At 44.0% G+C, this 15,262-nt stretch carries 11 protein-coding genes; 2 read left to right on the plus strand and 9 right to left on the minus strand.

The features are described from left to right. Positions 1-18: 18 nt before the first annotated feature. The 4 genes from B9A91_RS19695 to B9A91_RS19710 form a co-directional block, all read right to left on the minus strand. Entirely contained in the window at positions 19-1,947 is a 1,929-nt protein-coding gene (locus tag B9A91_RS19695) for a fasciclin domain-containing protein (protein WP_084240727.1), read from the minus strand. Continuing rightward, entirely contained in the window at positions 1,937-3,127 is a 1,191-nt protein-coding gene (locus tag B9A91_RS19700) for a sialidase family protein (protein ID WP_084240728.1), read from the minus strand. Before B9A91_RS19700 ends, B9A91_RS19695 begins: the two co-directional genes overlap by 11 nt. A gap of 31 nt (positions 3,128-3,158) precedes the next feature. Next, the gene (locus B9A91_RS19705; RefSeq protein WP_084240729.1) at positions 3,159-4,088 is read right to left on the minus strand and encodes a dihydrodipicolinate synthase family protein; all 930 of its coding nucleotides are present in this window, start codon (positions 4,086-4,088) and stop codon (positions 3,159-3,161) included. A 167-nt stretch (positions 4,089-4,255) separates the two neighbouring features. Further along, entirely contained in the window at positions 4,256-4,942 is a 687-nt protein-coding gene (locus B9A91_RS19710) for a FadR/GntR family transcriptional regulator (protein ID WP_084240730.1), read from the minus strand. A 170-nt stretch (positions 4,943-5,112) separates the two neighbouring features. Between B9A91_RS19710 and B9A91_RS19715 the strand changes: the two genes are divergently transcribed. Continuing rightward, entirely contained in the window at positions 5,113-7,293 is a 2,181-nt protein-coding gene (locus tag B9A91_RS19715) for a bifunctional alpha,alpha-trehalose-phosphate synthase (UDP-forming)/trehalose-phosphatase (RefSeq protein WP_084240731.1), read from the plus strand. 3 nt (positions 7,294-7,296) lie between these two features. On the opposite strand, the gene B9A91_RS19720 is transcribed toward B9A91_RS19715, so the two are convergent. Both B9A91_RS19720 and B9A91_RS19725 read right to left on the minus strand, forming a co-directional pair. Beyond that, positions 7,297-9,081, minus strand: a complete 1,785-nt coding sequence (locus B9A91_RS19720; protein ID WP_200815698.1) for a glycoside hydrolase family 15 protein — start codon at positions 9,079-9,081, stop codon at positions 7,297-7,299. Between the two features lie 95 nt (positions 9,082-9,176). Then, positions 9,177-10,214: a serine hydrolase domain-containing protein gene (locus B9A91_RS19725; protein WP_235012614.1), complete on the minus strand. Its 1,038-nt coding sequence runs from the start codon at positions 10,212-10,214 to the stop codon at positions 9,177-9,179. A gap of 403 nt (positions 10,215-10,617) precedes the next feature. On the opposite strand from B9A91_RS19725, the gene B9A91_RS24035 reads away from it, so the two are divergent. Next, a complete protein-coding gene (locus B9A91_RS24035) occupies positions 10,618-10,725 on the plus strand; it encodes an LPXTG cell wall anchor domain-containing protein (RefSeq protein ID WP_144008999.1) in 108 nt (35 codons plus the stop codon). A 9-nt stretch (positions 10,726-10,734) separates the two neighbouring features. Here B9A91_RS24035 and B9A91_RS19730 read toward each other — a convergent pair whose 3' ends face one another. Genes B9A91_RS19730 through B9A91_RS19740 form a run of 3 tightly spaced genes read right to left on the minus strand, consistent with a single transcriptional unit; the run spans position 10,735 to position 15,245 of the window. Next, positions 10,735-12,495, minus strand: a complete 1,761-nt coding sequence (locus B9A91_RS19730) for an ABC transporter ATP-binding protein (RefSeq protein WP_084240734.1) — start codon at positions 12,493-12,495, stop codon at positions 10,735-10,737. Beyond that, a complete protein-coding gene (locus B9A91_RS19735; protein ID WP_084240735.1) occupies positions 12,479-14,182 on the minus strand; it encodes an ABC transporter ATP-binding protein in 1,704 nt (567 codons plus the stop codon). Before B9A91_RS19735 ends, B9A91_RS19730 begins: the two co-directional genes overlap by 17 nt. Beyond that, positions 14,175-15,245 (minus strand): Gfo/Idh/MocA family protein, encoded by a 1,071-nt coding sequence (locus tag B9A91_RS19740; RefSeq protein WP_084240736.1) that lies wholly within the window; start codon positions 15,243-15,245, stop codon positions 14,175-14,177. The genes B9A91_RS19735 and B9A91_RS19740 overlap by 8 nt, the downstream gene beginning before the upstream one ends. Positions 15,246-15,262: the final 17 nt, after the last annotated feature.

Genomic DNA, 15,262 nt, shown 5'->3' on the forward strand with positions numbered 1-15,262 from the left:
TTAAAAATGGGTTACCGCTTAAAAAACCTGGTTAATTTTATGTATTACCCCGTTGCTGCCCTGCAGATTGGCCGCTACCGGTTTTGCCGTTTTTCCGGTACTGCTGGTCACAGAAAAGCCTTCCCATGCCCCGTTGACAGTTAAGTAATTCCCGGCTTTATTTGGCATGCTTCCCTGCGAAACCCCATCCGTGAATACATAGCGGTTGGGAATGACATGGGCATTTACAAAGTTCTTCAGGGCATCAACAGTCATCGTATTGATTTGCAGTCCTGCACTTTGAATGGCAGAATTAGTTGGGGCCAATACGGTATAACTAAAGAAGCCCGTTAAATTCAACTCGGCCATCAACCCGGATTTGGTACAGGCTGTTGCGAAGGATGAAAGCTCCGGATCTTTCAAAACCAGGGCATAGACCGTTCTGCTGAGATCGGCCTTGTCCATGGGTGTAAGGAATCCATCAATCTCGTAAATTGCCCCGTTTCCGCGTTCCCAGGTGGGCCCAGTTTTCAATAGCGGCACGGCGTTGCCGGTATAGTCTACGAATTTCTTGTTGTCATACAGGATATAGCCAAACTCGGTTGGATAGAAACGTTTTCTGAAACCGCCATCTGCTCTGACGTCAATATTTAAAATACCTGTTCTGCAGGCATTTTGCCTGATCAGTAATGTTGCTGCATCCATGTCTTCTGCAAGCGGGAATCCCCAAACTTCGTCAGGCTGGAGCAGTATGGTTCTGGAGCCATGCTGGAAATACAGACCATCTGTCAAGCCCGATTCGAGATTGGTATGCTGAAACATCCAGTCCCACTGTCCATAGATTCTTTTCTTCATATAAACCCCACCTTCCACACTGTTCAGTTTGGGTGGTTCCAGCATTTTGTTAACCTTATAAATGATGCTGTTGCTGGAGGAAACCGCACCAACGATGGTAGGTGCGATCTTATGGATCATCTGCGGGTAGTTGTTGGTCCTGAGTTCAGGATTGTTTCTTGCGATGTCGCTTTTAAACCAGGTGTCGGCCAGGATGCTGCTCCTGAGCACTTCAGAAATGATCAGCTTTGGAACAGAATCTATATTGTTGTACAGGTCAGGTAAATAAGGCTTAAAATAATTCATCAAAGCCTCGTTGGTAGGCACAAAAATGGTGGTTAAAACATTTTCATCAGCCAGGTTCCTGCCTATAGAATAGGATTTGATTAGTGTGGTATCTACCCAGCCGAATTCATCTTTCTCGCCCAGGGAATAGGTTACTGTAGTTTCCAGCCATTTGTTGTACATGGATATCTCCGGGTCTTTTGCGATTGCGGCATCCGTTCTTGGCATTACTTCGAGGGGCGACTGCAACACATGGATTACCCCGTTGCTGGCATCGATATCGTATTTGCTGTCCGATATTCTGGCTGTGCCGATCATAAATCCGCTGCCTGCAATATTGTATAAGGTCTTGAAATCTTCCTGCTGCGCTGCAAAGAAAGAAGGGGTAAAAATCATGACAGATTTTGCCGGTAAGGCTGCCTCGCTGCGCGTCTTGTAAAAAACTGCCTTTGTAGGGTTCAACCCATTTACCGCATCTTTATACCGCTTTTCAATATCATATTTATAGTACATCCCGTTTATAAAGTGGTTGTTGACGTACTGGCGCAGGACTAAAGCCGGAACAACATCAATAGCGGTATAACCCCTGGCTTTAAAATAGGCATCTACCTGTTCATTTGTAGGTGCAAAACAAGTATAAATGGCCGCTTCGCCCAGTGTTTTACGGAGTTCAAGTTTGTCAATGATCTTTACAAATTCGCTCAGGTCAGGATCTTCACTGAGTATTTGGACAATGTTCTTGTCAATTCTTCTTTCTGGATTGTAATGTTCTTCAAACTCCTTTGAACAGGAGGTTCCTATAACCATCAGGATGGCATAAAGCAGGATAAAGTAGTTTTTATTTTGCATGGACAGACCCTTTCATGTTAACCCAACTTAATTTAAAGCGTTTAAGGACGAGGCTGTAATTCCAGCTCTTACCATCATTTGTTTCATAGAGACAGTAAACGGTTCCATCATCTGCAACCGCAACATCGGAATAGCCGGAAGGGCCGGAACTGATTACTTTTTTTATCGGCCAGCTCTGTCCTTCATCATTGCTGATCCTAGCGGTAAGGTTCTGGCGTGGATGTTTCCCGATATCCCTGCTATCCGGGTTGATGAACAATATCCCTCCTCCCTGTTTCTCCGGAATGCGGATGATTGTCGCCATGCAAATTGGTTCAAACAGCTCTTCACTAAATACCGGCTTGCTCCAGTTGCTTATTCCATCTTTACTATAACTCAGTCCCCTGCGTCTTTTTTCGGTTACATTGCGAATGTTGACCATGGTACTGCCGTCTTTTAGCTGGATGGCCATAGTTTCGCTCGGGTTTTTAAAATCAGCAGTATTGTCTGCAATGATCTCCCCCCTCTTCCATGTCTTCCCAAGATCATCGCTATAAATGCTGGCGATGCAGGATGGCGCATGGCTTCTTCTTGGTTTTAACTTCGAAGAATTGCTTAACCATACGGGAACCAGCAAACGACCATTGTTCAGTTGTATGCTGTGGCCCGGTCCGGGAGCAAGTACTTTCCAATCGTATTCAGGTTTGAAAGCTTCAAACGCATAGGTGATATCTACCGGTGCTGCCCAGCTCTGACCATCGTCTTTTGAAAAAGTATAATAGGCCCTGGCATAGTCACGCTGGTAAAGCAAATGAATGGTTCCGTCCTTATCTACAATAGGTGTGGCATTGCTGGTAGGTTCTCCGCTTTTTTTTGCTGCAATGACGACATTTGGGCCCCATGTTTTTCCGCCATCAAGGCTCCTGCGCATCAAAAGATCCATATCTGCCCAGTCGCTTGCTGTACCTATTCTACCCTCGCAAAAAGCAAGTAAGGTGCCTTTTTTACTAAGTACCAATGCCGGGATGCGCATGGAAGTATAATTACCTCCAGGGCTAAAAACCTGAGTGCTGTCTGGACCGGCCCCCGATGCAAATTGCTTTGCAGTACCACAGCCGGTTGCAGCACAAAGCGCGATACCGAGTGTAATTGTTAAAATGAGCAATGTTTTAATGTGGTGGTGTTTGTTAAAAAAGAACATTGGTTTGGTTTTACTTGTTTAACGGATCTGTTTATTGGAAAACTTCAGGTAGTATATTTTTGCATTTTTCGCGAATGGGTAAAATGTGTTCAGCGGGGATTCCCCTGTAGGGCCAGCGCAGTTGGGTATCGATACTTGTCCAACCCCCTACTGCTGCCATAAATTTGTCAACAGCCTGGTTGGAATAACCCTCATTAACAATATATGGCACTATACATTCGCTCATAAACTGCTGTATTCTTTTTTCCAGTTCAAAAGCAGCAGCTTCAGCTTTCCGGATGCTGTCATACCATTTTTGTGCAAAAGCAGGGTTTAAGCAGGCCACATTCGAATAGGCCCCATGTGCACCCAGGGAAATGCCGGTTGCCAGCTGATGTCCGGGAACAAATACGGAAAAAGGCTGAGGGAGATGCTTCATTTCCTCGTACCATTGGGTATCGCCCCCGGCAACTTTGCAGCCAACCAAAGGTATGCCCGAATTGAGGATTGCAGCAAAATCGGCTGGTAGAAGTTTCTTCTTTGCATGAGGTGGATTATAGAGCACCAGGCCAACAGGAGCAGCCGCATCTGCTATCATTTGCAAATAATCTGTAAGTTCTGTTTTGGAAGGGACAAACCAATCGGGTAGGATGATCTGAATGGCAGATGGCCGCAATAACCTGGCCCTTCTAACCCTTTCCAGGGAGATCTTTGGGCTCATGTGTGAGCAACCAATCTGAAAAGGCATGCCGGCATCATTGCATTTTTCTGCAAACAGCTCATTTATACCATCAAATTCTGCTTCAGTCTGGTTGTAAAACTCACCCGCAGTTCCGTTGGAATAGATACCATCAACCCCAAAGGTAATCAGTGTATCGATTTCCTGCTCCAGTTGTACATAATTGATGCTGTCATCAGCATTAAGCGGTAACAGTAAAGTTGCCCAATTGCCATTGATCTCGTTTGCCGACAGGGGTGTCATGTTCTTGCTGGTTTATAAATGGTTTATAGTAGTTATGTACTACATATCAAATATGAGAAGTATTTATTATAAAACCAAATATTGTATTCCGCTTAGCGCGGATTTTAATTAAAAAAGGCCTGCAGGAATCAGTTGCAGGCCTTTTTTTAAAAGAAATAAATAGATAATTATTTTAACCGGTCAAAGTGGGGCTTCAGGTGAGCTTCCATTCCTTTCTTAAAATCTTCTTTCGTACCGGTCTTTAAGATCTGTACCAGGTCCATATGGTTTACCTTGCCTTTGGTAGGTTTTTTTTCTAGCGTAACCACGTAATCGAAGATAGGCAGCAGCATGATCTGGAATCTTTTTAAAGTGTCATTGCCCGACATTTCATAAAGTTTACCGTGAAATGCAATCTCATTTTTAATCCTGAAGGAATTGTCGTGGTTTACTTCTTTTTTTGCAATGTTTTCCAGTTCAGCAATATCCTTGTCCGTCTTTCTGATATAGATGAGCTCTGCGAGTCCCGTTTCCAATACCAGTCGCAATTCAAAAATATCCTGCAGGGTTTCTGTGTCGATGATCAGGGGATCCAATACGCGTTCAAAGGTGCCCAGTATATCTGGCCTGGCCAGTACCATACCTCTCTTTTTCTTGGTCTCTATCATGCCCAGCATGCGCAACCTGCTCAGCGCTTCACGCAAAACGTTTCTGCTTACCCCAAGTGCTTCAGCAAGTTCCAGTTCTTTAGGAAGGGCGTCGCCCGGACGGAAGGATTTCTTTTTAAGGTATTCCCTTAACCTGACCTCTACAATATCTGCCATCGTATTTGAAGCGATTGGCATCAGGTCTTTACTTAAATCGTTTATTGCCATAATTTAATAATCCTTCAAAAATGAGATATTTTTTTGTTAATATGTACTACAATATAAAAATATTTTCCTTAGAAATCCAGACATATTTAGCGGGCTTATCCTCAGTAATTTATTGATAAAAAGCAATAAATTCAAACAAAAAATGCAAATAACGGTTGTTTTAAGTAATAATGATAACAGACAGTAAAACCATCATCGTTTCGAACCGGCTACCCGTAAAAATTACAGAAGAAAATGGAGTATATATCCTTAGTCCGAGTGAAGGCGGCCTTGCGACCGGCTTAGGCTCTATATATAAAAATGGCAACAACATCTGGATCGGCTGGCCCGGACTGGAGATCCCTCTGGAAAGGCAGGATGAGGTAAGGGAAAAACTGGCCGGACTTAACCTGGTACCTGTTTTCCTGAGCAATGAAGAAATCAGCCTGTATTATGAAGGTTTTTCTAATGAAGTGTTATGGCCCGTATTCCATTACCTGGTTACTTATGCCAATTTTGAACAGCTGGCATGGGACTATTATAAAGTAGTAAATGATAAGTTTAAGGCCGAAGTATTGAAACACCTGTCGGCCGACGATGTAGTCTGGATACACGATTACCAGCTCCTGTTGTTGCCCTGCCTCATCAGGACCACACAACCGGAAATTACCATTGGCTTCTTCCAGCACATTCCCTTCCCTTCATTTGAAATTTTCAGGCTCATCCCCTGGAGGGAAGAACTGATTGCCGGAATGCTGGGGGCCGATCTGCTCGGTTTTCATACCTTTGATGATGCCCGTCATTTTTTAAGCGCCGCTTCCCGGCTTTCCTCCAGCAACCTGCTGGATAATGTCCTGATCTATAAGAACAGGCAGGTGGTTGTTGAGGCCTTTCCTATGGGAATTGACTCAGATAAATTTGACAGTTTAACCCGACACGAAAAGGTAGCCAAATACACCAACTCATTTAAAGCAAGCTTAAAGAATGTAAAAACCATACTGACTATAGACAGGCTGGATTACAGTAAAGGCATCTTACAGCGCTTGCAGGCATTTGAGCTGCTGCTGGAACAACATCCAGAATACATAGGCAAACTGGCCTTATATATGGTTGTAGTGCCATCGAGAGATACTGTTCCAAAGTATAAAGAGCTGAAAGACCAGATAGATCAGTTTGTGGGCAATATCAATGCGCGTTTCCGGACCATAAACTGGGTGCCCATACATTATTTCTACAGGTCATTTTCCATAGAATTTCTTTCGGCCATATACAGCACCGCAGACATATGCCTGGTTACGCCCATGCGCGATGGCATGAACCTGGTCAGCAAAGAATATGTCGCATCACGTACAACAGATGATGGGGTACTGATACTGAGTGAAATGGCAGGGGCATCCAGGGAATTAACTGATGCCCTGATCGTTAACCCCAATAACATTGGTGACATTAAAGAAGCTATTGTAAAGGCGGTAAATATGCCCCCGGAAGAACAAAACAGGAGAATGCGCAGCATGCGTGCAATAGTCAGCAAGTTTAACATCCATCTTTGGGTTAAGAATTTTATGGACAAGCTAAATGAAGTAAAAACCATGCAGGAATCTTTGCATACCAAACATGCTGTTGCGGCAGTACGGGCGCGGATATCGGCTGATTATGACCAGGCCAGAGACCGGTATATTTTTCTGGATTACGATGGAACCCTGGTTGGGTTTAAAGGTGATATTGACGATGCAGCACCTGACGAAGAATTGTACTCCATTTTAAAGGAGCTTAGCCTGGATTCTGCCAATAAGGTTATACTGATTAGCGGAAGACGGTACCAGACCCTGGAAAAATGGTTCGGTCACCTTGACCTGGACATGATTGCCGAGCATGGGGCCTGGCAAAAGATCAGGAAGGCAGAGTGGAAAGCCCTGCCCCTGCTTACCGATAAATGGAAGCAGGAGATCAGGACCGTATTAGATACTTACACAGACCGTACCCCCGGTTCTTTTATTGAGGAGAAAAGTTATTCCCTGGTATGGCATTACCGCAAAGCTGAAGAAGGTTTGGGCGAACTGCGTGCCAATGAAATTATTAACCATTTAAGGATGATCATTGCCGATAAAGGCCTGCAGATGATGCCCGGAAATAAGGTTATCGAGTTTAAGAATATAGAAGTGAACAAGGGCAAAGCCGCACAAAACTGGCTGTATGACAACTATCCTGATTTTATACTCGCCCTTGGGGATGACCATACGGATGAAGATATTTTTAAAGCTTTATCACCGGAAGCTTATACCATTAAAGTGGGCAGCAATATTTCAGCTGCCCGGTACTATCTTAAAGATTACCATGAGGTGAGGGAATTGCTGAAAGAACTGATTAAATAGTCCCTAAAGGAAGACAGGCCTATCCAGTTTTATCGCAATGCGGTGTGCAGCATTCATTAAGCCAACATGGCTGTAGGCCTGGGGGAAATTGCCCCACTGACTGCCGTTTGTTTCATCAACATCTTCACTAAAAAGCATCAGGTGGTTTGCATATTTAATGATAGACTCGAATTCCTTTATCGCATCATCTATTCTTCCAACACAGGCCAAAGCCTCTACATACCAGAAAGCACAGATCAGAAAAGTGGTTTTCGGTTTACCAAAATCATCTTTATGCACATACCTGTAAAATAAGCCATTTTCTGCTTTTAGTTCCTGCTCCAAAGCAATTAAGTGGTCTTTTGCCCTTTGCGAGGCCGGATCCAGATAATTCATTAAGATCAGCTGCAGGGTGCTCGCATCCAGGTGTTTGCTGCCCACAGCATGATTGTAAACTTTCCTTTCCGGATCATAGCAGTCCTCTATATGCTTTGCGGCTTTGTCAATCAGGATCTGTGCCCGTTCCTGGTAAGGCTGGTTACCTATGGTTCTGGCCATCTTCAACGCCGCATTTGCACCGGCCCATTGAAAAAGGTTAGTATAGCAATGGGTGTTTGCAATGTTCCGGAATTCCCATATACCCGCATCCTTTTCGTCGATGGTGCGTTCGATCTTTTTGAGCAGGTAATCCAGCCATTGTTCTGAATCCTTTCTTTCTGAGTAAATAAAGCGATGGTCAGTATACAAAGGCAGCATCGAGACCAGTACCTGTCCGTAAATGTCATTTTGAATGTGCTCAAAAGCCTGGTTTCCTATCCGGATGGGCTTGTTGCCCAGATATCCTTTCAGATGCCTGAGTTTACGTTCGGTAAGTACCCTTTCTCCGGCAATACCAAACAAAGGCTGGTAGCGCTCGTCATCCCTGAAAGAAATATCAGTAATATAGTTAAAATAACGTTCCATTTCTTCAAAATGCCCGATGTGGTTTAAAGAAGTGATCACGTAATAGGTGTCCCGCATCCAGCAATACCGGTAGTCCCAGTTCCTGCCAGAGCCATCAGATTCAGGTAAACTGGTGGTACTTGCCGCAATAATGGCCCCGGTATCTTCATACTGGTGTATTTTTAAAGTGAGTGCGGATCGGATGACGTAGGATTGGTAAAAGCCGGCTATAGTCGAATGTTTGATCCACAACCGCCAGTATTTAATGGTTTCCCTTAGAAAGCGCTCGGCAGTACTGATGATCGGCGCGTCGAGGTCATGGGCGTAGGTAAGGATCAGGTACTTGGATTCATTCAAAGCAAAATATTTTCCGTCTTCTATGTAGCTCAATGAGATATTGGTACTCAGCTGCATGTCTTCATCATTACCGGTAAAACTAATGTGGTTACTGCCCCTGCTGCTTTTTTGCTTGGCTTTACCGTATTCAAATACCGGTTTGCAGCTTACTTTAATCCTGGGATTGCCCTCCAGAGGCTCAATTTTCCGGATCAGCATTAAAGGCTTATAATAACGTTCGTATTGGTAAAATCGAGGTGCAAAATCAAAAATCCGGTATTTCCCTTCCGGATTGCTGATTTCGGTACAAAGTACATTGGTATTGTCAAGGTAATATTGTCTGGACAGGTATTCACCAGCGGGTAAGATGGAGAACTCCCCTCCTTTTTCTTTATCCAGCAAACCACCAAACACAAAACTGCTGTCAAATCTTGGCCAGCAGAGCCAGTCTATATTCGTGTTCTTGTTTACATGGGCCAGATAAGCGCAATTGCCGATAATTCCTGTTTGATAAGTGTGTCTTTCCGTCATACGATTCATTCCGTTGTTCCGTATTAACAACAGGATTGGTACAGAATTGTTGACGATTAATGGAATTTCCTACCTAAAAGGGGATTAAAGCTATTTTATTGGATGAAATCCTGGTACAGCTGGTTAATGGCTGCTTTCAAAAGGCCGTTAAAAGCATCGGTGTATTCCGGCCGGCAGCCATTGGTAATCACTACAATCCCGAATTTCTCCCTGGGCTGGAAGAACATGGCGCTGTATAGCCCATAAGCAGAACCTGTATGCCCTGTCATAATTTTTCCAGGGACCAGTTTATCTGTTTGCAGCAAGGCAAGACCATAATTTTCAGGTTCCGATACTTTGGTCTGCATCAGCCGGGCGCTTTTTTTTGAGATGATCCTTCCCCCATTGTATTTTCCATAGTTCATGTGCATGGTCATGTAGCGGGCCAGGTCTGCTGCCGAGATCTTCATTCCACCGGTTGGGGAAAACAGAGGTGTACTGTAGCCCATGACATAACTCCTGATCTCATCGCTGCGCGGATTATAGGCTGAAGCTGCAGGATTGAATTTTCTGGAAACAGAATCATATTCATACAAGGTAACAAAGCGGTTCTTGTCCAGGGAGTCTACACAATAACCTCCATAGAGTCCCAGCCGGTCCAGAATATGGTGTTTGATGTACTGGTCAAAACGTTCTCCTGAAAGCTTTTCTATAACAGCCCCTACCATGTTAAAATTCAGGTTGCAGTATTGGTACCCTTTTCCAGGTTCATAACTGTTGTAACACTTTGTCCAGTTTTTATTCCTGTCCGGATTGATGACATCGAGATTGAAGTACCCCTCACTATCGTTGATACTTGAGGTATGCGACAACACCATTTTTAAGGTGATTACGGTTTCAGGGAATTTTGGGTTCCTCACCTTAAAACCAACCAGATCACTGAAATCATCATTCAATGACGCTTTACCGGCTTCCAGCAACTGCATCATGGCTGTTGCAGAAAAAGACTTCGAAATAGAGGCGATCCTGAAGATATCCTGATCTTTAAGTTCCGTATTGCTTTCCATATTTTTGAACCCAAAGGACCGGGTATATACCATTTTGTTTCCCTTTACTACAGCCACCGAAAGTCCCACTGCATCGAATTTTTTCATGATGCGCTGTAAGTTGACAGCAACACTGTCCGGGCCAGGCTGACTAAAGCCTTGTAATGAAATAAAAAGAAAGCATACTAAAGTGCGGAAGTAAAGTCTTAAAGCGTTTGGTCTGGTCATCTTATTTAAAAAGAAATCAATGGGTTATGAATTAAAAAGCCCCTTGTTTTACAAGCGGCTTTTACCTGTTCTTATGCTGTGCCTGCCCTACGCGGATCACCCACTCACAGGACTTTTTTGTCGGTATATTTATTCAATTATTACTTATAACAAGTTAAGAAATTACCGGTTTGCATTTTTATAAATTTTATTAACAAATTCACAATTCCTGACATTTGACAAGGCTTTATCAAATTCTAAAACTATATTTGTTGCATTAAAAGTTATTTTAAAATATAATTATATGACATCTTTATCTGCAATCAGTTTAGTTGCTTTAGCAGTGATCATTATCATTTCTGCGTTTTATTTAACCTTCAGGAAAAAGAAAGAAACCAGCGGACATCATTAAGGATGCCCATCAGCTGCTTCTCTTACCCTTGATCAGCATGTTCATGGCATGATCCATTGTGCCTGCTTTAATTACTTCGCCTGAGTTCACAAAGTAAATCTCATCTGCGTTCTCTATGGTATTTAAGCGATGCGCAATAATGACCAGTGTGGTTTCCTGAGGTAGTTTATTCAGAATATCACTAAGCAGCTGTTCCGTAACTGTATCAATGTTTGCAGTAGCCTCATCAAGGATAAGCAGTTTTGGATTACGTAACACTGCCCTCATAAAAGCAATGAGCTGTTTTTGGCCCAGACTGATGTTATCGGCACCCGATGACACCTCGGTTTCCAGGCCCTTGTCGAACAATAACAGCAAGTCCTCAAGATGGGCAGCTTGAATCACTGCCTCCAGTTGCGCGTTGGTATAGTCCTTATAAGCCGTATTACTGTATAAAATATTGTCTCTGACTGTACCGCTAAACAAAAAAGGCTCCTGCAGTATAAATCCGATCCTATTGGTCCGTTCCTCGGCAGTAAAAGAGCGGATGTCTTTCCCGTCTAATAAAACGGTTCCGCTTGTCGCATCGTATAGGCGCGCCATCAGCGATGCAGTAGTGGTTTTACCGCCGCCGGTTGGCCCAATCAGCGCGTAGGTTTTGCCCTTCTGCAGGTCAAAGCTGATGTTGTGCAGGATTTCTTGTCCACCAGCATAAGCAAAATGCACATTTCTAAAACTAAGTAGCGCATCAGAACGATGTCTGGTATCATCCCTTACTGTACGAAGATCATTTTCGAGTGAAAGGATCTGTGAAATCCTGTCCCATGCAGCTAAGGCTACCTGGAGGCTGCTCCATAAGGCAGCGAGTTGCCTTAGAGGGTTGTAGAAAGTTACAGCATAAGACAAGTAGCTGATCAGCAATCCGATGGTGAATTCTCCGGCGGCAATCAGCTGAATACCGTACAACAATACCACCAGCTGTGCGATACTCGAAAATAAACCAAAAACAGGAACAAATATGTTATTGGCTATTCCTGCACCAATTGCGGTATGGTAATTTTGCTGATTGGTTTCGTCGAACCGTTTTCTGAAATAATCGCGGCGGTTAAAGGCAATGATCACTTTAAAATTGTTCAGGCTTTCCTGAATCCCTGCACTTAGGCTGCCTACACTTTTAAGGTTAACTGCATTTTTCCTTTTTACCCATGCCGATGCCAATACAGTAAACAGCAGTATAAGTACAGCCGGGCCCAGTGTGGCGGTACCCAGTTTGAAATTGATGAGTAACAGAAACACTCCAGAGCCCAGCATGGTGAACAAGCTACTCAGAAACTGCATCAGCGATTGCGAAAAGAACTGATTTACTTTATCTGTATCGTTGTTTACCCTGGAGATCAGGTCGCCTGCTTTATTCTGACTGAAAAATGAAACCGGCAGTTCCTGTAATTTATTAAAAATGGCATTTCTAAGGGTGTAAAGCATTCGCTGTCCAACTCCGCCCATAAGTTTGGTCTGCAGGTATCCGGTAAACAGCGTGATCAGGAACATGACCAGTAAAATACCTGAGTACAGCAATACCCCATCAAATTGTTTGGTGGTCATGTAATTGTCTATGGTATGACCTATAATTAAAGGCGATAGCAGCAGTAAAGCCGAATTGATGACCATTGCAATAAATGCGAACAAAAGCCTCCGCCGTTCATGGGCGATCAGCAGCAGCAATTTTTTAAGTACCGCAAATGTCGACTTCTTTTCGTCCTTACCGCTGAGCTGGCTAAGATTGTAGTTCATAATTGCTGGTACTTTGCTGTGAATTATAAATCTGGACATACTCAGGACTGCTTTTCATGAGTTCCTGATGCCTGCCCTGTGCAATAATTTCGCCCTGCATCAGCAGGATCACTTTGTCGTAATGCTGAACAGCGGCAATTTTTTGCGTTACAGACAATAAGGTGAGTCCGGGGTAGTTTTGCTGTACATTGGCCAGGATGCGCTGTTCAGTATTGCTATCCACTCTTGCCGTAAAGTCATCCAGCAGTAAAACCCTGGGGTTTAAGGCCAGGGCCCTGGCCAGCATAATCCTTTGCTTTTGTCCGCCCGACAAATCAGATCCCCTTTCAGATACGATCGTATTTAATTTCTCAGGAAGTCCATCAATAAAATCCTTTAATTCGGCTGTTTCAATTGCTTTTTCTAAGAATTCATCTGTAACAAGATCACTAAACGCAATATTTTCACGGATGCTCATATTGAACAGGATGCTGTCCTGAAAAACAAAGCCGATCTGGTTGTGAAAGGATTCCGGCTGATAAGCGTCAATCGAGTTTCCATCAAACAGGACCTCACCTTCATCGGGCTTAATCAAACCCGTAAGCAGGTATAGCAACTGTGTTTTTCCGGCTGCTGTAGGTCCAATGATGGCCGTCTTTGAACCCGGTTGTAAATTAAAGGAAATGGCTTTCAGTACTGGTTTTTGTCCGTAGCGTACATTTACCCCTTTCATTTCCACTTGCCCTTTTAAAGCATCAGTAAGATTGCCGGACGGAACAGCATCGTCCTGGTTCAGCACCTGTGCAATGCGCCCGTATGATGCCTTCGCCTGCGCAATTACATTGCTCATAAAACCGATCACGATGATTGGGAAAATAAGCATGGCAAGGTAGCTTTTGAAGGCGGCGAAATCGCCAAGGGTCATGCTTCCGCTAATCACATAATGTCCGCCCAGTACCAGGATCGTAAGACTGGCCAGGTTGGCTACAAAAGTAATGACGGGGATGAGGCCGGCGAAAAGATTTAAAATACCGATTCCCAGTTCCTTTGCCTTTGTACTGGCCGACAAAAATTTCACATATTCCAATTGCTGTGAATTGACAACCCTGATCAATGCAGATCCCAGAATACTTTCGTTGATTACCTTATTCAGCCAGTCTATTACTTCCCTGGCCTGCTTGAAAAGTACGGTCACTTTTTTAATCACCACGAAAAACGTAATTCCAATAATCGGGATGATGGCCAGGATGGCCAGTGCAAGTTTCCAGTTTATGGTAAGCAGTAAAACGGTAGCCCCTATGATGATAAATACAGAAGAGGTTATGGAAACAATAGCCTGTGCGATGAAGGTTTTAATAGAATCTGCATCAGCGGTAAGGTTGGTCAGCAGTTTGGATGGATTTGCTTTTTCAATATAAGCATTGCTTTGCCTTGAAATCTTATCTGCGAGTTTTGTTCTTAAATCTTTGGCAACCTTTTCGGAAGCATAGGTTTGTACGATGCCCTGCAGAAAGGTAAAAAGGAACACAAACAGGATCGCTATTGAAAATTTAACCAGGATGCCATGGATATCAAAAGTACCGGCAGTATAAGCGTCTATTCCATCGGCAACAATCCTGGGCAGCAACAGGTTGATGCCATTACCAGCCAATGTAAAAAGCAGCAATACAGCGATAAGACCTTTATAAGGTTTGAGTAAGCTAAACATCCCTGCAGGTAAAACTGTCCATCAACTGCATACACAGCATGGCATCCTGTGCCGAACAGGGGTTTTCGCCCCTGCCCGAGAAATAGTTCACTACTTGTTCTATCATCGGCTGCTGCACATGCTGCAGCGGATCAAATATAAAATCCTGATCTATGCCGTTTTTACGTAAAGTTACTTTATGCCCAAACATCGGAAAGGTTATTTTACCCTCAGTTCCGATAATCTCACAGCTGTCTGTTTTTTCTGCTGCATTAAAACACCAGGAGCCGTTAAAGAGCACCCCATTTTTAAAGAGCACCTGCCCGCTTACAATGTCATCCGCTGGATACAGACCTGCCTGGTTTAAAGAAAGGCCCATGGATTTCAAAGGATGGCCAAAAAAATAAATCATCAGGTCCAGCTGATGCGGGGAAAGATCATGAAATAATCCACCACCGGAAATTGCCGGATCAAAGCGCCAGTTGCTGCCGCTCCCCCCGGCCGTACTGGCGATCAGGTCAGAATTGTGTGGCTGGTGCATCTGCAATTGCACCAGGCTGATATCGCCTATCGCTTTCTGATCAATAAGCGCTTTAACTTTCAGGAACATGGGTTGCTGCCTTCTGTAATGTGCTACTGTTAGTTTCACATTGTATTTTTCTGCAGCTTCTTTCATCCTTAAAGCCGACACGGCATTCAATGTCATGGGCTTTTCTACGTATACCGGTTTGCCGGCAGCCAAAGCCAACAGGGCATATTCCTCATGTTGTAAAGGTGGTGTGGCAATGTAAATGGCATTTATTTCCGGATCGTTGATCAGCCGCGCCGCATTGTCGTACCATTTTGGCACATTGTGCCGGTAGGCATAATCCTGCGCCTTGGCCCCGCTCCTGCGCATAACCGCAACCAGGGATGAACCAGGTATTTTATTAAAGGCCGGGCCACTTTTAACTTCAGTAACGTCACCACAACCAATAATTCCCCATTTTAGTTCCGCGGACCTGTCGTTTCCCAACATGTTCCGCACTTTTTCCATGAAATAGTTGGGCTTACCATTCATCCTGCCATTTAATGATATTTCCATTCTAGCTATCCGCTTTC

Source organism: Pedobacter africanus (assembly GCF_900176535.1).
In the GTDB taxonomy this organism is placed as follows: Bacteria; Bacteroidota; Bacteroidia; order Sphingobacteriales; family Sphingobacteriaceae; genus Pedobacter; species Pedobacter africanus.